The organism is Pseudomonas sp. WC2401, assembly GCF_041200115.1.
Classification (GTDB): Bacteria; Pseudomonadota; Gammaproteobacteria; order Pseudomonadales; family Pseudomonadaceae; genus Aquipseudomonas; species Aquipseudomonas fragi.
Genome location: NZ_CP165623.1, coordinates 4053127 through 4071149 on the forward strand (window position 1 = coordinate 4053127; position 18023 = coordinate 4071149).

Below are 18023 nucleotides of genomic sequence, written 5' to 3' on the forward strand. Positions count from 1 at the left end.
GTTTACTTGGCAGAACTGTAAGCCGCTGTCTGCGCCTGTACGGCACGCTTGTTCTTGATCACAAAGCAGAGCCACATAAAGGCCACCCACACCGGAATCGCGTACACCGACACGCGAATCCCCGGGATCAACAGCATGATCACCAGGATGAACGCCACAAATGCCAGGCAGATGTAGTTGCCGTACGGGTACCACAGGGCCTTGAACAACGGAACCTGCGCGGTCTTGTCCATATGCTGGCGGAACTTGAAGTGCGAGTAGCTGATCATCGCCCAGTTGATCACCAGGGTCGCCACTACCAATGACATCAGCAGTTCCAGCGCATCATGGGGCATCAGGTAGTTAAGCAGTACTGCAATGACCGTTACCGCCGCCGAGGCCAGGATCGAGTTGACCGGCACGCCGCGCTTGTCGATTTTGGCCAGCACTTTCGGCGCATCGCCCTGCTGTGCCATGCCCAGCAACATACGGCTGTTGCAGTAGGTGCCGCTGTTGTACACCGACAACGCTGCAGTCAGGACCACAAAGTTGAGGATGTGCGCGGCTGTGTTGCTGCCCAGCATCGAGAACACTTGCACAAACGGGCTGCTGCTGTAGCTGTCGCCACCAGCATTGAGGGTTTCCAGCAGCGAGTCCCACGGGGTCAACGACAGCAGGACCACCAGCGCACCGATGTAGAAAATCAGGATGCGGTAGATCACCTGGTTGATCGCTTTCGGGATCACGGTGCGTGGTTTGTCGGCTTCTGCGGCGGTGAAACCGAGCATTTCCAGACCGCCGAAGGAGAACATGATAAAGGCCATGGCCATGATCAGACCGGTCGTCCCGTTCGGGAAGAAACCACCGTGTTCCCACAGGTTGCTCACCGATGCCTGCGGGCCACCGCTGCCGCTGACCAGCAGGTAGCTGCCCAGGGCGATCATGCCGACAATCGCCACGACCTTGATGATCGCGAACCAGAATTCAGCCTCGCCGAACACTTTGACGTTGGTCAGGTTGATCAAGTTGATCAATACGAAGAAGGCCGCTGCCGACGCCCAGGTCGGGATCTCCGGCCACCAGTAGTGCACGTATTTACCGACCGCAGTCAGCTCCGACATGCCCACCAGGATGTACAGCACCCAGCAGTTCCAGCCCGACATGAAGCCGGCGAAACCGCCCCAGTATTTATGGGCAAAGTGGCTGAAGGAGCCGGCGACCGGTTCTTCGACGATCATTTCACCGAGCTGGCGCATGATCATGAACGCGATAAAGCCGCAGATCGCATAGCCCAGGATCATCGACGGGCCGGCCGACTTGAGTACCCCGGCCGAACCGAGGAACAGGCCAGTGCCGATCGCGCCACCGAGGGCTATCAGCTGGATATGACGATTTTTCAGGCCGCGTTTAAGCTCGCCCGAATGCGAGGTATTTCCACTCATTGCAAAGGTCCCACACAAGGTTTGATGTGATTCAGTGCGTTGTAACTTGAGCACCAGAGGCAGTGATCGAAGGGTCTACAACACAAATCAAACCCCAGCGCAGGCGCCAGGAATCCAAGGTTGTTTCACGAGTCATGCGTCACCTGTTTGTTTTTATCTGTGACGGAATCGAACCCGCAACGCTTGTGGCATTGCGGAGTTATCAAGGCGGGTAGCCTTGAGGTTTTGGCCATTCGGTGTAACGCCGAGCGGCGCAAAATGCGCGGGTACGCAATTGAGTCACAGTTAAAACGCGGCGCATTGTACACCCGCACGAAGGCAAGATCCCATCACACAGCCGATTGCAATACGAAACAAGCCGCAATTTATGCAGGAACTGTCCTGATTCTGTAAATCTCGGAAGATTTTCATTACAGATGGGTGATTTCAGCGGTTTAAGGTCGGTAACTGGCTGAATTCGTATGAATTTGTTGACAAGCTGTAACGATTATTTGCCACCCAGATTATTAACCGTAGCAGCTGCCGAAGGAACGAGGCTGCGTCCGGCGTGATGCGGCACCCCGACGCAGCCGTCGTCAATCCTGACATCCGGATTTGACTGGCACACCGAGCAATCTGATTTTGCGACGACTACGTCGCCGGACGCAGCCTCGTTCCTTCGGCAGCTGCTACGAAACTAACAGCATTTCGCAGACATAAAAAAACGCCAACCCCTGTGGGGTTGGCGTTTTTTGTACTGCGCTTAACGCTTACTGCGGCTTGCGACGACCGAAGCCCGGGCGCTGACCCGAACCGGCAGGAGCGCCACGACGCTTGCCCGACGGCGCATCGTCAACCAGCTTTGGCCCGTTACGGGTTGGCTTGGTCGGACGCTTGTTGACTTCGCTCGGACGCTCGGCAACTGGCGCACCACGGCCTGCTGGCACACGGTCAGTACGACCTGCCGGCTTGCGGGCCGGACGAGCCGACTCATCGCGAGCCGGACGGCCTGGACGCTCGCCTTCGATATGCGGCTGGCGGGCCGGACGCGGTGCAACAGGTGCACCTTCAGCCGGGCGCAGCACGCGGGCAACACGGTCACCACGGGCCACAGGGCGCGAGGATTTGCGCTGCATACGCTCAAGCTTGTCTTTGCTCTTGGCGTTCATCTCCGGCATGGCAACCGGCGTAAGGCCGACTTCCGCGCTGAGGATATCCACCTCGAACTGGCTCATTTCGCGCCAGCGACCCATCGGCAGGTCGGAGTTGAGGAACACCGGACCAAAACGCACGCGCTTCAGGCGGCTGACCACCAGGCCCTGGGATTCCCACAGGCGACGTACTTCACGGTTACGGCCTTCCATCACTACACAGTGGTACCAATGGTTGAAGCCTTCGCCGCCCGGCGCCTGCTTGATGTCGGTGAAACGCGCCGGGCCGTCTTCCAGCACAACGCCAGCCTTGAGGCGCGCGATCATGTCGTCATCCACTTCGCCACGTACACGTACCGCGTATTCACGGTCCATTTCGTAGGAAGGGTGCATCAGGCGGTTGGCCAGCTCACCGTCGGTGGTGAACATCAGCAAACCGGTGGTGTTGATGTCCAGACGACCGATATTGATCCAGCGGCCTTCTTTTGGACGCGGCAGTTTGTCGAACACGGTCGGACGGCCTTCAGGGTCGTCACGGGTGCAGATTTCGCCGTCGGGTTTGTTGTACATGATCACGCGGCGAACCGATTCGGCTGCCTCTTCACGCTTGATCACCTTGCCATCGATGGTGATGGCGTCGTGCAGGTCTACGCGCAGACCCAGGGTTGCATCCTTGCCATTGACCTTGATGCGGCCCTGGCTGATCCAGCTCTCTACGTCGCGACGCGAGCCTACGCCAATACGGGCGAGGACTTTTTGCAGTTTTTCGCCTGCCGGGCCAATTTCCTGGCCGTCTTTAGGGTCGAGATCTTTCATCTGGGCACCTCCCGGTGTGTCAATTCAGGCGAGCGCCTGAAGTGTTAAAAATGGGCCTTGGGGCTCTGCTGAGCCCCAGAGGGTCGCGAATCATACGCGGATATTGACCATTGCGCATCAAAGGCTGGTCACCAAATGCTCGGCTCACTTGCTTTTCCGCCGGCCGGTGGCCTCCAGCGCCAGCAAACGCAAGGCGGATTCGGCCAGCACCGTGCGTTTAGCGTCCTTGTCGAGTTTCTTCCAGGCCTTGATTTCACGCTTGGTCCGCCCGCAGCCCAGGCAAATGTCGTCGGTGAATTTGCAGACACCGATGCAGGGGTCTTTGGTTGAACTCATGAATAAACCTCCCGAACAGAAGCGGCGCAAAATTCCGTAGCAGCTGCCGTAGGAACGAGGCTGCGTACAAGATGGCGTGCCACTGCGACGAAGCGATCGTAAAACCTGAACTCACGGTATACCTGACAGACTGCACCCACTGATATCACGACTGCTTCGCAGCCGAACGCAGCCTCGTTCCTACGGCAGCTGCTACAAAAGTCCGGTCAGTCTTCCAACTCGCGGCGTTCCTGTTCGATGGCTTCGGCCAGCGCCTGGGCCTCAAGTTCTTCGTCGCTCATGGCGGATCGTTGCTCAAGTGCAGCAACCGCAGCGCGCAACCGCTCGCGGGCCAGCTCGGCCGCAGACGGTTGCTGCGGTTGTGGTTGCGCCTCTGGCTCTGCTTGCACCTCAGGCTCTGGCTCAGGCTTTGGCTCTTCACTCGCCGCCTGCGGCTCATCACTTGTCACTGCATCACGCAGCAAGTCATCAAAGTCGGTTTTAAGACCCTCTTCCATCGAGTCCAGTTCCGTGAGCAAGGTACGGAAGCTGGTTTCATCTTTTGGCTCTTCGGGCTCGGCACTCTCGTCGGCCAGGGCCTGCAAATGCGCAGGCACCGGCGCATCGTCGAAGTCGAGGATCGGATCCGGCTCAAGCTCGCGCAATTCAGCCAGCGGCGGCAATTCGTCGAGGCTCTTGAGGTTGAAGTGATCGAGAAAACCCTTGGTGGTGGCAAACATCGCAGGCCTGCCCGGCACGTCACGGTAGCCCACCACGCGAATCCACTCGCGCTCAAGCAGGGTCTTGACGATATGGCTGTTGACCGCCACGCCACGCACGTCTTCGATCTCGCCACGGGTAATGGGCTGGCGATAGGCAATCAGTGCCATGGTTTCCAGCATGGCCCGCGAATAACGTTGCGGGCGTTCTTCCCACAAACGTCCGACCCAAGGCGAGTACTTTTCGCGGATCTGCAGGCGATAGCCGGAGGCAACTTCTTTCAGTTCAAAGGCGCGACCGTCGCAGGATTTGCGCAGCAGTTCCAGGGCCTTCTTGAAGACCGGCGGCTCCGGGCGCTCGCCCTCTTCAAACAGCTCGAACAGGCGCTCAAGGCTCTGCGGCTTTCCCGAGGCCAACAGAAAGGCCTCCAGCAACGGGGCCAGTTCGCGGGGTTCAGTCAAATTCATGGTTTCAGCTCTTTATTCGGCTCTTGCCCGCACATGGATCGGCGCGAAGGGTTCATTTTGCACCAGCTCGATCAGCGACTCCTTGACCAGTTCAAGTATGGCCATAAAGGTCACGACCACCCCCAACTTGCCTTCCTCGGCGGTGAACAGCTCGATAAAGGGCACAAAGCCACCCCCCTTGAGGCGCTCAAGCACGTCGCTCATACGTTCGCGGGTCGACAGGGCCTCACGGCTCACCTGGTGACTTTCAAACATGTCGGTACGGCGCAGCACTTCGGCCATCGACATCAGCAGCTCTTCGAGCGCCACATCCGGCACCAGCTTGCGTGCCCGCGCCTCAGGGGCATCGAGTTTGGGCACATAGATCTCGCGCCCTACCCGGCTCAGCCCCTCGATGCCTTCAGCAGCAGCCTTGAAGCGCTCGTATTGCTGCAGGCGGCGGATCAGTTCGGCGCGGGGGTCGCCCTCGTCTTCCTCGATTTCGGCCGAACGCGGCAACAGCATGCGCGACTTGATCTCGGCCAGCATTGCCGCCATGACCAGGTACTCGGCCGCCAGCTCCAGGCGCACGGTTTTCATCAACTCGACGTAGCCCATGTACTGGCGGGTGATTTCCGCCACGGGGATGTCGAGAATGTCGATATTTTGCTTGCGGATCAGGTACAGCAGCAGGTCGAGCGGGCCTTCAAACGCATCGAGGAACACCTCCAGTGCATCCGGAGGGATGTACAGGTCTTGCGGCATCTCGATGACCGCCTGGCCATAGACCATGGCCAGGGACAGTTCTTGCTGGGCACCGGCCCGGGCTTCTGGCGCCTCGGGGGTGTTTACGTCGGACATCAGGCCTCGACCATAAAGGGTTCAGGATCACCGCAACCCACACGCACGATCTCGGGGTCACCGCTGTCCACCAGGCTGATCACGGTGGAGGCCTTGTTGCCGCCAAAACCGCCATCGATGATCAGGTCGACCTGTTTTTCCAGGGCATCACGGATTTGGTACGGGTCTTCCATCGGCTCGCTTTCGCCCGGCAGGATCAGGGTTACGCTCATCAGCGGCTCGCCCAGTTCTTCAAGCAAGGCCAGGGCAATCGGATGGCTCGGCACGCGCAGGCCGATGGTGCGGCGCTTGGGGTGCAGCAGCAGGCGCGGCACTTCGCGGGTGGCGTTGAGGATAAAGGTGTACGGCCCCGGCGTGTGTGCCTTGAGCAAGCGGAAGACCCCGGTATCAACCTTGGCAAACAGCCCCAGCTGCGACAGATCGCAGCACATCAGGGTGAAGTTGTGCTTGTCGTCCAGGTTACGCAGGCGCTTGATCCGCTCGATCGCGCCCTTGTCGCCCATCTGGCAACCCACGGCGTAGGATGAGTCGGTGGGGTAAATCACGACCCCGCCCTTCTTGATGATTTCAACGGCCTGTTTGATCAGGCGCGGTTGTGGGTTTTCCGGATGAATCTGGAAAAATTGACTCACAGTATTTACCTGTTCAGACGTTGGCAGTGGGCTTGTCATATTTGAATCGACACCACAATGGCGGCAAGTCTTCCGGTAACGGCCGGTATTCGCCGATCTCGGACCACCCCCCTGGACCATGAAAATCACTGCCGGCACTGACCAGCAGACCGAACTCACGCGCAAGGATCGCCAGGCTGCCAACCTGATCGGCCGGCTGGTACCCGTTGACCACTTCAATCGCGTGACCCCCAGCTTGAATATAGTCGCCAATCAGCCTTCGGCGCTTGCTGCGGGTGAAATCGTAGTGCGAGGGGTGCGCCAGGCTGACCCAGGCCCCTGCTGCGCGCAGGGTGGCGACGGTGTCTTCAAGGGTCGGCCAGTGCAGCTTGACATCGCCCAGCTTGCCGGCGCCCAGCCACTTGCGGAACGCTTCGGCGCGGTCCTTGACGTAACCGGCCTCGACCAGAAAGTCGGCAAAGTGCGGACGCGCCGGGGCATTGCCACTGTCGCCCAGGGTCTGCTGGATGGCTCGCGCACCTTCAAGCGCACCGGGCATGCCCTTGAGCGCGAGTTTGCGGCTGATCTCTTCGGCGCGCAGCCAGCGGCCATCGTGCAATTTGGCAATGGCCTCGACCAGCGCTGGCGCGTCCACATCAAACCCGTAGCCAAGCACATGTATCGTCGCCCCGCCCCAGGTGCAGGACAATTCCACGCCGTTGACCAGCGTCATGCCCAACGCCTGCGCCGCTGTGCGGGCTTCGTCGAGGCCTTCAAGTGTATCGTGATCGGTCAGGGCCAGGACTCGCACACCTTTCTCGAACGCACGCGCAACCAGTACTGCGGGCGCCAGGGCGCCATCGGATGCCGTGCTATGGCAATGCAAGTCGATTTCCACGGGGATTTAATAACCTCTAGCTGACGCTTTCGCTGTCATTGATGTTTGTTATTATGCCGCCACATCCTGCTTCTGGCTGCCACTGTGAAACAATTCATCGACTTCATCCCGCTGTTACTGTTTTTCATCGTTTACAAAATCGAGCCGCGCATCGTCGAAATCGGCGGGCACAGCCTGTCGGTCGGCGGTATCTACAGCGCTACGGCGATGCTGATCATCAGTTCACTGGTGGTGTATGGCGCCCTGTTCATCAAGCAACGCAAACTCGAAAAAAGCCAATGGCTGACCCTGGTTGCCTGCCTGGTATTCGGCAGCCTGACCCTGGCCTTCCACAGTGAAACCTTCCTTAAATGGAAAGCCCCGGTGGTGAACTGGCTGTTTGCCCTGGCCTTTGCCGGTAGCCACTTTATCGGCGACAAGGTCCTGATCAAGCGCATGATGGGCCACGCCCTGAGCCTGCCCGATGCCATCTGGACCCGCCTGAACGTGGCCTGGATCGGGTTTTTCCTGTTCTGCGGCGCGGCCAACCTGTTTGTTGCGTTCACTTACCAAAGCATCTGGGTCGACTTCAAGGTGTTCGGCAGCCTGGGCATGACCGTGCTGTTCCTGATCGCCCAGGGTATCTACCTGTCGCGCCATCTGCATGACACCGACCCCACCGATACCTCCCCCAAGACCAAGGACTGACATGCTCTACGCCATCATTGCAACAGACGTCGCCAATTCGCTCGAAGCCCGCCTGGCTGCCCGCCCTGCGCACCTTGAGCGCTTGCAACAACTGAAAGCCGAAGGCCGTATCGTGCTGGCCGGGCCGCACCCGGCCATCGACAGCAATGATCCGGGCGCTGCCGGTTTCAGCGGCAGCTTGGTCGTGGCCGAGTTCGAGTCGCTGAACGCTGCCCAGGCCTGGGCCGAGGCCGACCCCTACGTTGCCGCCGGTGTCTATGCCAACGTCAACGTCAAGCCGTTCAAGCAAGTCCTGCCGTAACCTGTATCTTTACCGGTGGCCGGCGCACACAGCGTCGGCACCGGTCAAATCGAGTAAGCCATGAGCGACCTGTTACTGATAGATGATGACCAGGAGCTGTGTGAGCTGCTGGTCAGTTGGCTGAGCCAGGAAGGCTTTCAGGTTCGCGCTTGCCACGATGGTTCCAGCGCCCGCAAGGCGCTGAGCGAGTCCAGCCCGGATGCCGTGGTGCTGGATGTCATGCTTCCCGATGGCAGCGGCCTTGAGCTGCTCAAGCAACTGCGTAACGACCACCCTGATCTGCCGGTGCTGATGCTTTCAGCCCGAGGCGAACCGCTGGACCGCATCCTGGGCCTGGAGCTGGGCGCCGATGACTATCTGGCCAAGCCCTGCGACCCCCGCGAGCTGACCGCCCGCCTGCGCGCCGTGCTGCGCCGCAGCCACCCGGCGGCCGTGTCCAGCCAGATGGAGCTGGGCGACCTGTGTTTCAGCCCGATGCGCGGCGTGGTCACCATCGACCAGCGCGACATCACCCTGACCGTGTCTGAAAGCCGCATCCTCGAAGCCCTGCTGCGCCAGCCCGGCGAGCCGCTGGACAAACAGGAGCTGGCGCAGATCGCCCTGGGCCGCAAGCTGACCCTGTACGACCGCAGCCTGGACATGCATATCAGCAACCTGCGCAAAAAGATCGGGCCGCACCCGGATGGCAGCCCGCGCATCGTGGCCTTGCGCAGCCGCGGGTATTTCTACAGCGCCTGAAAAAAGCACCCTCACCCTAGCCCTCTCCCAGAGGGAGAGGGGACTAAAGGCAGAAGCAGATCTGCGTAACACCACCAATCAGCCCCCTCTCCCTCCGGGAGAGGGTTGGGGTGAGGGCCAGGGCAGTCACCTTATGTAAATCCCAGGCCAAACCGTCTTTACCAAAGCTTTACCCACGGTTGACAGCGGTTGACCTTGATCTCCCTAAACTGGGCGCATCCGGAATTACCGGAATCCAAATTCAAAGGAGACACACCATGCGTAAGACTCTTATTGCTTTGATGTTTGCTGCAGCACTGCCAACCGTCGCAATGGCCATGCCTGGTGGTGACGGCCAGATGGGCCCACGTCACGGCGGTGAACACCACGGTCGCGGCGACGCCCCTTACAGCCAGCTGGACCTCACCCGCGAGCAGCGCCAGCAGATCGGCAAGCTGATGGGCGAGCAAATGCATGATCGCAAGCAACTGGTCGAAAAATACCTGGAAAAACTGCCAGCCGCCGACCAAAAAGCGCTGAAAGACGAGATGAAGGCCAAGCACGACAAAACCCAGAGCGATATCCGCGCCTTGCTCAAGCCTGATCAGCAAAAACGCTTCGACGAGATGCAAAAGAAACGCGCCGAGCGTCAAGCCGAGATGAAAGAGTTCAAGGAGTGGAAAGCACAGCAAGCGCCAAAAGCGCAATAATCTGCGCACCCACCAGGCCCAACGGTTAACGCCGTTGGGCTTTGCGCGTTTTAATCAATTGATGATGAGGAATTCCCGTGCGATCACTGTTTTGGCGCATTCTGGCCAGTTTCTGGCTGGCGATTGCCCTGGTCGCAGGGTTGTCGATCCTGCTGGGGCACATGCTCAATCAGGACGCCTGGATCCTCAGCCGTCACCCCGGCATCGCCAATCTGGCGCAACAGTGGACCGAACGCTACGAAACCCAGGGCGCCGATGCGGCGCAAGACTTCCTTGAGCGGCGCAAGCGCCGCTATCACATCGATGTACAAGTACTCAATGAAAGTGGCGACCCGCTGGTACGCGGCACCTTCCCGCGCCGCGCCGCCGCCTGGGAAGCCCGCCAGCAACCCGGTCAGCAGGACCTGCCGTGGCGCCGCCTGACGGTCGAATACACCAGCGCGAAAACCGCCGAAACCTACCTGCTGATTTACCGCATCCCGAACCCCGAGCTGGAGGCCTGGCACCGCCAGAGCCTGATCTGGCCCCTGAGTGCACTGGGCATTGCGCTGGTGGTACTGACCCTGTTCAGCCTGCTGGTCACGCTGTCCATCACCCGCCCGCTCAAACGGTTGCGGGTAGCGGTGCATGACCTGGGGCAAACCACCTATCAGCAGAACAGCCTGGCGCGATTGGCGTCGAGAAGGGATGAATTTGGCGTGCTGGCCACCGACTTCAACCGTATGGGCGCACGCCTGCAAAGCCTGATCGGCAGCCAGCGCCAGTTACTGCGTGATGTGTCCCACGAACTGCGCTCGCCCCTGGCCCGCCTCAAGATTGCCCTGGCCCTGGCTGAGCGCGCCGGCCCTGAAGAACGTGAAAAACTGTGGCCGCGCCTGACTCGCGAGTGCGACCGGCTGGAATCGCTGATCAGCGAGATCCTGGCCCTGGCCCGTGTCGATGCCGATCAGGCCAGCGCCGAGCAGGTCGATCTCAATGCGTTGCTCAACACTGTGCAAAAAGACGCCTCGCTAGCGGCTCCCGAGCAGTCCGTGCTCCTGCAAGCCGAACCGGGGTTGAGCCTCAATGGCTGGCCAACGATGATCGAGCGCGCCGTGGACAACCTGTTGCGCAACGCGCAGCGCTTCAACCCGCCCGGTCAGCCGATTGAGCTGAGCGCGGTGCGCGAAGGCGAACATATCACCATCAAGGTTCGCGACCACGGCCCCGGGGTCGCCGAGGAGTACCTGGCGCAACTGGGCGAGCCGTTTTTCCGCGCACCGGGCCAGACCGCGGCCGGGCACGGGCTGGGACTGGCCATTGCCCGCCGCGCGGCAGAGCGCCACGGCGGCCGGCTGCTGTTGGGCAATCACCCGGATGGCGGGTTTGTTGCCACCCTGGAATTGCCGCTGGAGCCCAATGGCAACCTGTAAATCTGATGCGGCGTTTGCGCTGCTGTTGTGGGAGCGGGCTTGCTCGCGATGCAGGCGACGCGGTTTGTCTGGATGACCGCGGTGATGCCCTCGCGAGCAAGCCCGCTCCCACAGGTTTCGAGATCCGGGATTACTTGACCGGCCACGCCTGCACAAACTCGGCGCTATCAGCCTTGGGTGCTGACCGCAATTCGTTCTGCGCAGTGCCCAGATACAAAAACGCCACCACTTCTTCGCCCTCACCCAGCCCCAAACCCTTGGCCACATGCGGTGCATATGACAGCTCGCCCGTGCGCCATACCGCACCAATGCCCTGGGCATAAGCCGCCAGTTCAATGGCATGGGCCGCGCAGCCAGCCGTAATCAGTTGCTCGGACTTGGGCACCTTGAAGTGGTCCTGCAAGCGGGCAATCACTACCACCACCAACGGGGCACGCAAGGGCATGGCACGGGCCTTGTCCAGGGCTGCCTGGGTCACTTCGCCGCCCTGGGCCTGCACGGCCTCGGCGAGAATTTCGCCCAGCTGGTTGCGCGCGTCGCCTTCAACCGTCAAAAACCGGTAAGGACGCAACTGGCCGTGGTCCGGCGCACGCAAGGCGGCGGCGAAAAGTACTTCACGTTGCTCAGCCGTAGGCGCCGGATCAAGCAGGCGCGGGGCAGAAACACGGTTGAGCAAAGCGTCGAGAGCCTCCATTGGCCACCTCCTGAAGAAAATGTGCAGCTATTCTAACGGTATCTCCCGAAGACCTGGCGGTTTACATAACCCGGACCACAGGTAGAATGGCGCCCCTCTTTCATCCCCGAGCTGACTTCATGGCGTTGCCGACCTTACGCATCATCGGTTTTATCATCGGCATCTTCCTGATTACGCTCGCGATCAGCATGGCCGTGCCCATGTTGACCCTGGTGATTTACGACCATCTGGGCGACCTGCCGTCCTTTTTGTGGGCCAGCCTGATCACCTTTGTCGCCGGCCTAGCGCTGGTCATCCCGGGTCGCCCCGAGCAGGTACACCTGCGCCCCCGGGACATGTACCTGCTCACCGTGTCCAGCTGGGTGGTGGTGTGCATCTTCGCCGCGCTGCCGTTTCTGCTGACCCAGCACATCAGCTACACCGACTCTTTTTTCGAAAGCATGTCCGGCATTACCGCCACCGGCTCCACCGTGCTCAGCGGCCTGGACACCATGTCCCCCGGCATCTTGATGTGGCGTTCGATGCTGCACTGGCTGGGCGGCATCGGCTTTATCGGTATGGCGGTGGCGATCTTGCCGTTGCTGCGCATCGGTGGCATGCGCCTGTTCCAAACCGAGTCTTCCGACCGTTCCGAAAAAGTCATGCCGCGCTCACACATGGTGGCCCGCCTGATTGTCGCCACTTACGTCGGCATCACCATTCTGGGCAGCCTGGCATTCTGGTGGGCGGGCATGAGCGTGTTTGATGCGATCAACCATGCCATGTCGGCCATTTCCACCGGCGGCTTCTCGACCTCCGATCAATCGCTGGCCAAGTGGTCGCAACCGGCGGTGCACTGGGTGGCAATCGCCGTGATGATCATGGGCAGCCTGCCGTTTACCCTGTATGTGGCCACCCTGCGCGGCCATCGCAAAGCCCTGATCAAGGATCAGCAGGTGCAGGGCTTGCTCGGTTTGCTGGTGGTGACCTGGTTTGTACTCAGCATCTGGCTGTGGTGGACCACCAACATGCCGTGGTGGGACGCCTTTCGCCATGTGGCGCTGAACGTGACCTCGGTGGTGACGACCACGGGCTTTGCCCTGGGTGACTACAGCCTGTGGGGCAATTTCTCGCTGATGCTGTTTTTCTATCTGGGCTTTATCGGCGGTTGTTCGGGCTCGACCGCAGGCGGGATCAAGATCTTCCGCTTCCAGGTTGCCTATATCCTGCTCAAGGCCAACCTCAACCAACTGATTCACCCCCGGGCAGTGATCAAGCAAAAGTACAACGGCCACCGCCTCGACGAAGAAATCGTACGTTCAATTTTGACCTTTTCATTCTTCTTCGCCATCACCATTTGCGTGATTGCCCTGGCTCTGTCGCTGCTGGGGCTGGACTGGATGACCGCCCTCACCGGCGCTGCCAGTACGGTGTCCGGCGTTGGGCCGGGCCTGGGCGAGACCATCGGGCCGTCCGGCAACTTCGCCAGCCTGCCGGATGCGGCCAAGTGGATTTTGTCACTGGGCATGTTGCTTGGGCGCCTGGAGATCATTACCGTGTTTGTACTGTGCATTCCGGCATTCTGGCGGCACTGATCCAGCCACACAAAAAGAGAGGGTCATGGACCAAATCCTGTCTCTGCGCCATTACCGCCACGACCTGATTGCCCATAGCCATGAACATGCGCAGGTGGTGATCAGCCTGTCGGGCCAGCTGGATTTCGAAGTCGAGGGCCGGCCCAGCCTGCTGCGCCAGCAACAGCTGATGGTGGTGCCCGCAGGCGCCCACCACACCTGCGGCAGCCCCCAGGGCAGCCATTGCCTGGTGCTGGATGTACCCGGCGACAACTGGCTGGGGCAGTCATTGGGCGCGCACGCCGATGCCAGCCGCCGCTTGCTCGACACCGCCGGGCACCTGCCCCTCGACCCGCAGCAGCACCAACTGGTCAACTGGCTGGCGACCAGCCCGGTGAGCGATCCGCTGATTGCCCGCCAAGGGGCGATCCTGCTGCTGGCCAGTCTCAATAGCCTCAACCCTGAGCAGGTCCAACCCCGCCGCCTGCCCTACGCCACCCTCGATGCCTATATCGAGCAGAACGCCGCCTACCCGCTGCAGGTCGCGGATCTGGCGCAGATTGCCGGCTTGTCCTGCGCCCGCCTGCACAGCCGGTTTGTCAGCGAATGTGGGCAAACGCCGATGGACTACATCCGCCAACGGCGCCTTCGCAGTGCCCTGACGCTGTTGCGCCACAGCGCCCTGCCCATCGGTGAAATCGCCAGCCGCGTTGGCTACAGTTCGCAAAGCGCGTTTGCCGCTGCCATGCTGCGCGAGTTCGGTGCCTCGCCTTCGCGGCTGCGCCGCGAGCCTGGCGACAATTGACGCCAGCCCCGCGACAGACAGCCGTGCCTTGCACCCCATAGACTGCATGCCTTGTCTGTATTGACCCAAGGATTGCGATGACTCCGCGTACTGCCCTGGGCGCCCTGCATATTGGCGCCTTGATGTTTGGCCTCACTGGCGTGTTCGGCAAACTTGCCGCTGCGTCGGCCTCAATCATCGTATTTGGCCGCGCCGCTTTTGCGGTGCTGGCCCTGCTGTGCTTCGCCGGGCTGGCCAACCGCGGCGGTTGGCACCGGCTGACTCTGCGCGATGCCCGCAGCCTGCTGTTAAGCGGCTTGCTGCTGGCCGGGCACTGGGTGAGTTTTTTTGTCTCGGTAAAAATCGCCGGCGTCGCGATCGCCACCCTGGGCTTTGCCAGTTTCCCGGCGTTCACGGTGATTCTGGAAGGGCTGATTTTTCGCGAGCGCATTCGCCTCAACGAAATCGTCCTGGTGGTGCTGGTCAGCGTCGGGCTGATCCTGGTCACCCCGAATTTTGATCTGGCCAGCCAGGCCACCGAAGGTTTGCTGTGGGCAGTGGGCTCGGGGCTGCTGTTTTCGTTGCTGTCGCTGAACAACCGGGCCAACTCGGGGCGGATGCCCGCCGTGCAGGCGGCCATGTGGCAAAACGCCGTGGTTGCAGTGTGCCTGTTGCCGTTTGCTGGCCCGGGGCTGAGCGAAGTTCGCCCGCTGGACTGGCTCTGGATCGGCCTGCTCGGGGTGTTCTGCACTGGGGTGGCCCACAGCCTGTTCGTCGCCAGCCTGGCCGTGATCAAGGCGCGCACCGCGGCGGTGGTGTTTGCCCTGGAGCCGGTCTACGGCATCACCCTGGCGTGGCTGCTGTTCCACGAAACCCCTTCGCTGCGCATGCTGCTGGGCGGGGTTCTGATTATCGTCGCCATTGTGGTGTCGAGCCGCATGGCCAGCGGCCCGGCACCCGGCAAAACCGCGCTGGACGCCGCCGCTCACTGAACCCGGTCGTTGTGCCCCAGGTCGCGCTGCGGGTCGATCTGGTCGCGCACCCGCTGCTTGAGCACCTTGGCTTCGGGAAAGCCGCCGTCAGCCTTGCGCTCCCAGATCTGTACGCCGTTGCAGGTGATGCGAAACACCCCGCCGGTGCCCGGCTCCAGCGCGACCCGGCCCAGGTCGTCGGCAAAGGTACTGAGCAGTTCTTGCGCCAGCCAGGCAGCGCGCAGCAGCCACTGGCACTGGGTGCAGTAGGTGATGACAATTTCGGGTTTATCGGGCGACATGATTTCAAAGGCTCATGAAAGGAAGGCGTCGCTATAATAGCCGCCTTTCTCGCTTGCCCAGAGATTCATGATGCGCCGCCTGCTCAGTTGTTTGCTCCTGTGTCTTTGCCCTTTGATGCTGTTTGCCGCCGAAGCGCCCCGGCCCAAGGTCGGCCTGGTGCTGTCCGGCGGCGCGGCGCGTGGCCTGGCCCACGTCGGCGTGCTCAAGGCCCTGGAGGAGCAAGGCATTCATATCGATGCCATCGCCGGCACCAGCATGGGTGCGGTGATCGGCGGCCTGTATGCCTCCGGCTACAAGATCGACGAGCTGGAAAAGCTCGCCCTGGGAATCGACTGGAAAGAAGCCCTGTCCGATGCCCCGGAGCGCGAAGACGTACCCTTTCGGCGCAAGCAGGATGACCGCGACTTTTTGGTCAAGCAAAAGCTCAGCTTCCGCGACGATGGCAGCCTGGGCCTGCCATTGGGCGTAATTCAAGGCCAGAATCTGGCCTTGCTGCTCGAAAGCCTGCTGGCCCACAGCAGCGACATCCGCGATTTCGACAAACTGCCGATCCCGTTCCGCGCCGTAGCCACCGATATCGTCAACGGCGAAAAAGTGGTGTTTCGCAAGGGCCATCTGCCCCAGGTGATCCGTGCCAGCATGTCGATCCCGGCGGTATTCGCCCCGGTGGAAATCAACGGCCAGCTGTTGGTGGATGGCGGCATGGTCGACAATATCCCGGTGGATGTGGCGCGGGAAATGGGCGTCGACATGGTCATTGTCGTGGATATCGGCACGCCGCTGCGCGGACGCAAACAGCTCAACACCGTGTTCGATATCCTCAACCAGTCCATCACCCTGATGACCCGCAGCAACTCCGAAGTGCAACTGGCGTCGTTGAAGCCTGACGATATTTTGATCCAGCCTGCGCTAGCCAGTTATGGCACCACCGATTTTGGCCGCGCGCTCGACATCATCAATGCCGGCTACCGGGCCACCCAGGTCATGGAAAAACGCCTGGCCGGTTTGCGCCAGTCTACGGATGTGCAGCTGGCCGAAGCCCGCACCGCCGAAGAGCGCACCCCGGTGATTACCGCGATCAAGATCGAAAACGACTCGAAAATCGGCGATTCAGTGATCCGCTACTATATTCGCCAACCCGTCGGCGAGCCCCTGGACCTGGGCCGCCTGCAACGGGACATGGGCACCCTGTACGGGCTGGACTACTTCGACCAGGTGCAATACCGCGTGGTACACAAAGGCCAGGAGCGCACGCTGGTGATCAGCGCCCGGGGCAAACGCAGCGGCACCGACTACCTGCGCCTGGGGCTCAACCTGTCGGACGACATGCGCGGCGACAGCGCATTCAACATCGGCGCCAGTTATCGCATCAACGGCATCAACCAGCTGGGTGCCGAGTGGCTGACGCGGGTGCAGCTGGGCGACAAGCAAGAGCTTTACAGCGAGTTTTACCAACCACTGGATGCCGGCTCGCGCTACTTCGTCGCGCCTTATATCAATGCCCGTTCACAAAACGTGGAAGCCATACTCGATAACGATCCGATTGCGGAATACCGCCTGGAACGTTACGGTTTTGGGCTCAATTTTGGTCGTCAAATCGGTAACAGTGGTGAGATTCGCGTAGGCGTTGGTGAGGCCTGGGGTGAGGCCAATGTAAGAATTGGCGATCAGGACCTGCCAAGCACCAGCTTCAACGAAGGCTTCTACGACATCAAATACTCGTTCGACTCGCTGGATAATGTGTACTTCCCCCACTCGGGCGAGGACATTGCCCTGAGCGTGCGTCAGTTCGAACCGGGGCTGGGCTCGGACGAGCGCTATCGTCAATGGGAATTCAAACTGGACAAGGCCCTGAGTTCGGGCCCCGACACCTGGATTCTGGGCGGGCGCTACGGGCGCACGCTGGACACGGCCAATGTGGTGACATCGAGCTTCCTGCTGGGCGGCGCACGGCAGTTGTCGGGGTTCCGGGAAGATGCGATTTCGGGGCAGAACATCAGCCTGATGCGCGCCGTTTATTACCGGCGCCTGACCCCGCGCTCGTACCTGCCGTTTGACTTCCCGCTGTATGCCGGCGCCTCGCTGGAACGCGGGCGGGCGTGGAACAACGACAACGAGTTCGACAGCGGCTATATCAATGCGGCGAGCATTTTTATCGGCTTCGACACCCCGCTGGGCCCGCTGAACTTCAGCTATGGCTTTAACGATGATGACCAGAAGGCGCTGTACCTGAACCTGGGGCAGACGTTCTGAAAATGAAAACCTGGCGGCTACTAAAATTGCGCAGCACACACTGACACCAACAGGCCGGTCGGCCGCCTCGCAAGCTTTTGATCTTGATGTACCCGTCCCATCGGGAGGCCGAGAGGAGGTTCTGTGGAGTGGGTCGACCGGCATGGATGCCGGGAGAGCCGCGATGGGCCAGGGATGGCCCGTGGCGGCGGGCCCACGGAGCGGGACCGGAAGGAGGGAACCTGAGCGCAGCGAAGGCCGTACGCCAGGGGCAAGGCCTTTTTGGTTCCTTTTGTGGCTGTTTGACAAAAGGAACTCGCCGTAAGGGCGAAACCAATATTGCAGTTAGATGCAGATGCCGGATATGTACTCGCGTTAACTATTTTCCTGTAGCCGCTGCCGAGGAACGAAGGCTGCGATCGGTTTGGTGCGCCACGGCGA

General features: G+C 60.9%; 18 protein-coding genes. 9 read left to right on the top strand and 9 right to left on the bottom strand.

Features of this window, described 5'->3' with window-relative positions:
* Window positions 1-2 precede the first annotated feature (2 nt).
* The 7 genes from AB3G35_RS18620 to AB3G35_RS18650 all read right to left on the bottom strand — a co-directional run bounded on the left by AB3G35_RS18620 (window position 3) and on the right by AB3G35_RS18650 (window position 7218).
* Window positions 3-1421 carry an amino acid permease gene (locus AB3G35_RS18620; protein ID WP_016781601.1) on the bottom strand — a complete coding sequence of 473 codons (1419 nt, stop codon included), beginning with the start codon at window positions 1419-1421 and terminating at the stop codon, window positions 3-5.
* 749 nt (window positions 1422-2170) lie between these two features.
* Window positions 2171-3367, bottom strand: a complete 1197-nt coding sequence (gene rluB, locus AB3G35_RS18625) for a 23S rRNA pseudouridine(2605) synthase RluB (protein WP_016781602.1) — start codon at window positions 3365-3367, stop codon at window positions 2171-2173.
* 144 nt (window positions 3368-3511) lie between these two features.
* On the bottom strand, window positions 3512-3703 hold the full coding sequence (locus AB3G35_RS18630) for a DUF1289 domain-containing protein (protein WP_095040887.1): 192 nt from the start codon (window positions 3701-3703) through the stop codon (window positions 3512-3514).
* A 206-nt stretch (window positions 3704-3909) separates the two neighbouring features.
* Complete coding sequence (gene scpB / locus AB3G35_RS18635) at window positions 3910-4869, bottom strand: SMC-Scp complex subunit ScpB (RefSeq protein WP_086797927.1); 960 nt, start codon at window positions 4867-4869, stop codon at window positions 3910-3912.
* Between the two features lie 12 nt (window positions 4870-4881).
* On the bottom strand, window positions 4882-5580 hold the full coding sequence (locus tag AB3G35_RS18640; protein WP_162939390.1) for a ScpA family protein: 699 nt from the start codon (window positions 5578-5580) through the stop codon (window positions 4882-4884).
* A 128-nt stretch (window positions 5581-5708) separates the two neighbouring features.
* Window positions 5709-6341, bottom strand: a complete 633-nt coding sequence (locus AB3G35_RS18645; RefSeq protein WP_016781605.1) for an L-threonylcarbamoyladenylate synthase — start codon at window positions 6339-6341, stop codon at window positions 5709-5711.
* Between the two features lie 13 nt (window positions 6342-6354).
* A complete protein-coding gene (locus tag AB3G35_RS18650; protein ID WP_086797931.1) occupies window positions 6355-7218 on the bottom strand; it encodes a PHP domain-containing protein in 864 nt (287 codons plus the stop codon).
* Between the two features lie 84 nt (window positions 7219-7302).
* Here AB3G35_RS18650 and AB3G35_RS18655 point away from each other — a divergent pair, with 84 nt between their 5' ends.
* The 5 genes from AB3G35_RS18655 (at window position 7303) to AB3G35_RS18675 (ending at window position 11045) form a co-directional block, all read left to right on the top strand.
* Window positions 7303-7905: a septation protein A gene (locus tag AB3G35_RS18655; RefSeq protein ID WP_016781607.1), complete on the top strand. Its 603-nt coding sequence runs from the start codon at window positions 7303-7305 to the stop codon at window positions 7903-7905.
* Window position 7906: 1 nt separating this feature from the next.
* A complete protein-coding gene (locus AB3G35_RS18660; RefSeq protein WP_016781608.1) occupies window positions 7907-8206 on the top strand; it encodes a YciI family protein in 300 nt (99 codons plus the stop codon).
* A 60-nt stretch (window positions 8207-8266) separates the two neighbouring features.
* Entirely contained in the window at window positions 8267-8944 is a 678-nt protein-coding gene (locus tag AB3G35_RS18665; RefSeq protein ID WP_016781609.1) for a response regulator transcription factor, read from the top strand.
* A 257-nt stretch (window positions 8945-9201) separates the two neighbouring features.
* Window positions 9202-9633, top strand: coding sequence for a Spy/CpxP family protein refolding chaperone (locus AB3G35_RS18670; RefSeq protein ID WP_016781610.1), 432 nt, complete (start codon window positions 9202-9204; stop codon window positions 9631-9633).
* Window positions 9634-9710: 77 nt separating this feature from the next.
* Window positions 9711-11045 (top strand): HAMP domain-containing sensor histidine kinase, encoded by a 1335-nt coding sequence (locus AB3G35_RS18675; protein WP_169844122.1) that lies wholly within the window; start codon window positions 9711-9713, stop codon window positions 11043-11045.
* Window positions 11046-11175: 130 nt separating this feature from the next.
* Here the strand turns inward: AB3G35_RS18675 and AB3G35_RS18680 are convergent, their stop codons facing one another.
* Window positions 11176-11739: a nitroreductase family protein gene (locus AB3G35_RS18680; protein ID WP_369781913.1), complete on the bottom strand. Its 564-nt coding sequence runs from the start codon at window positions 11737-11739 to the stop codon at window positions 11176-11178.
* A 119-nt stretch (window positions 11740-11858) separates the two neighbouring features.
* Between AB3G35_RS18680 and AB3G35_RS18685 the strand changes: the two genes are divergently transcribed.
* From AB3G35_RS18685 to AB3G35_RS18695, 3 genes are all read left to right on the top strand, one after another.
* On the top strand, window positions 11859-13313 hold the full coding sequence (locus AB3G35_RS18685; protein WP_016781613.1) for a TrkH family potassium uptake protein: 1455 nt from the start codon (window positions 11859-11861) through the stop codon (window positions 13311-13313).
* Between the two features lie 25 nt (window positions 13314-13338).
* The gene (locus AB3G35_RS18690) at window positions 13339-14097 is read left to right on the top strand and encodes an AraC family transcriptional regulator (RefSeq protein ID WP_095040884.1); all 759 of its coding nucleotides are present in this window, start codon (window positions 13339-13341) and stop codon (window positions 14095-14097) included.
* 77 nt (window positions 14098-14174) lie between these two features.
* Entirely contained in the window at window positions 14175-15068 is an 894-nt protein-coding gene (locus AB3G35_RS18695; RefSeq protein ID WP_369781916.1) for a DMT family transporter, read from the top strand.
* Here the strand turns inward: AB3G35_RS18695 and AB3G35_RS18700 are convergent.
* Window positions 15062-15349 (bottom strand): SelT/SelW/SelH family protein, encoded by a 288-nt coding sequence (locus tag AB3G35_RS18700; RefSeq protein ID WP_016781616.1) that lies wholly within the window; start codon window positions 15347-15349, stop codon window positions 15062-15064. The two genes, AB3G35_RS18695 and AB3G35_RS18700, sit on opposite strands and share 7 nt — an antisense overlap.
* Window positions 15350-15419: 70 nt before the next feature.
* Between AB3G35_RS18700 and AB3G35_RS18705 the strand changes: the two genes are divergently transcribed.
* The gene (locus tag AB3G35_RS18705) at window positions 15420-17603 is read left to right on the top strand and encodes a patatin-like phospholipase family protein (protein WP_086797939.1); all 2184 of its coding nucleotides are present in this window, start codon (window positions 15420-15422) and stop codon (window positions 17601-17603) included.
* Window positions 17604-18023: the final 420 nt, after the last annotated feature.

What these genes read in the sequence shown, in the direction of transcription:
- AB3G35_RS18620 (WP_016781601.1), bottom strand. Translation starts at nt 1,421, where the DNA reads ATGAGTGGAAATACCTCGCATTCGGGCGAGCTTAAACGCGGCCTGAAA.
- rluB (WP_016781602.1), bottom strand. Translation starts at nt 3,367, where the DNA reads ATGAAAGATCTCGACCCTAAAGACGGCCAGGAAATTGGCCCGGCAGGC.
- AB3G35_RS18630 (WP_095040887.1), bottom strand. Translation starts at nt 3,703, where the DNA reads ATGAGTTCAACCAAAGACCCCTGCATCGGTGTCTGCAAATTCACCGAC.
- scpB (WP_086797927.1), bottom strand. Translation starts at nt 4,869, where the DNA reads ATGAATTTGACTGAACCCCGCGAACTGGCCCCGTTGCTGGAGGCCTTT.
- AB3G35_RS18660 (WP_016781608.1), top strand. Translation starts at nt 7,907, where the DNA reads ATGCTCTACGCCATCATTGCAACAGACGTCGCCAATTCGCTCGAAGCC.
- AB3G35_RS18665 (WP_016781609.1), top strand. Translation starts at nt 8,267, where the DNA reads ATGAGCGACCTGTTACTGATAGATGATGACCAGGAGCTGTGTGAGCTG.
- AB3G35_RS18670 (WP_016781610.1), top strand. Translation starts at nt 9,202, where the DNA reads ATGCGTAAGACTCTTATTGCTTTGATGTTTGCTGCAGCACTGCCAACC.
- AB3G35_RS18680 (WP_369781913.1), bottom strand. Translation starts at nt 11,739, where the DNA reads ATGGAGGCTCTCGACGCTTTGCTCAACCGTGTTTCTGCCCCGCGCCTG.
- AB3G35_RS18685 (WP_016781613.1), top strand. Translation starts at nt 11,859, where the DNA reads ATGGCGTTGCCGACCTTACGCATCATCGGTTTTATCATCGGCATCTTC.
- AB3G35_RS18690 (WP_095040884.1), top strand. Translation starts at nt 13,339, where the DNA reads ATGGACCAAATCCTGTCTCTGCGCCATTACCGCCACGACCTGATTGCC.
- AB3G35_RS18695 (WP_369781916.1), top strand. Translation starts at nt 14,175, where the DNA reads ATGACTCCGCGTACTGCCCTGGGCGCCCTGCATATTGGCGCCTTGATG.
- AB3G35_RS18700 (WP_016781616.1), bottom strand. Translation starts at nt 15,349, where the DNA reads ATGTCGCCCGATAAACCCGAAATTGTCATCACCTACTGCACCCAGTGC.
- AB3G35_RS18705 (WP_086797939.1), top strand. Translation starts at nt 15,420, where the DNA reads ATGCGCCGCCTGCTCAGTTGTTTGCTCCTGTGTCTTTGCCCTTTGATG.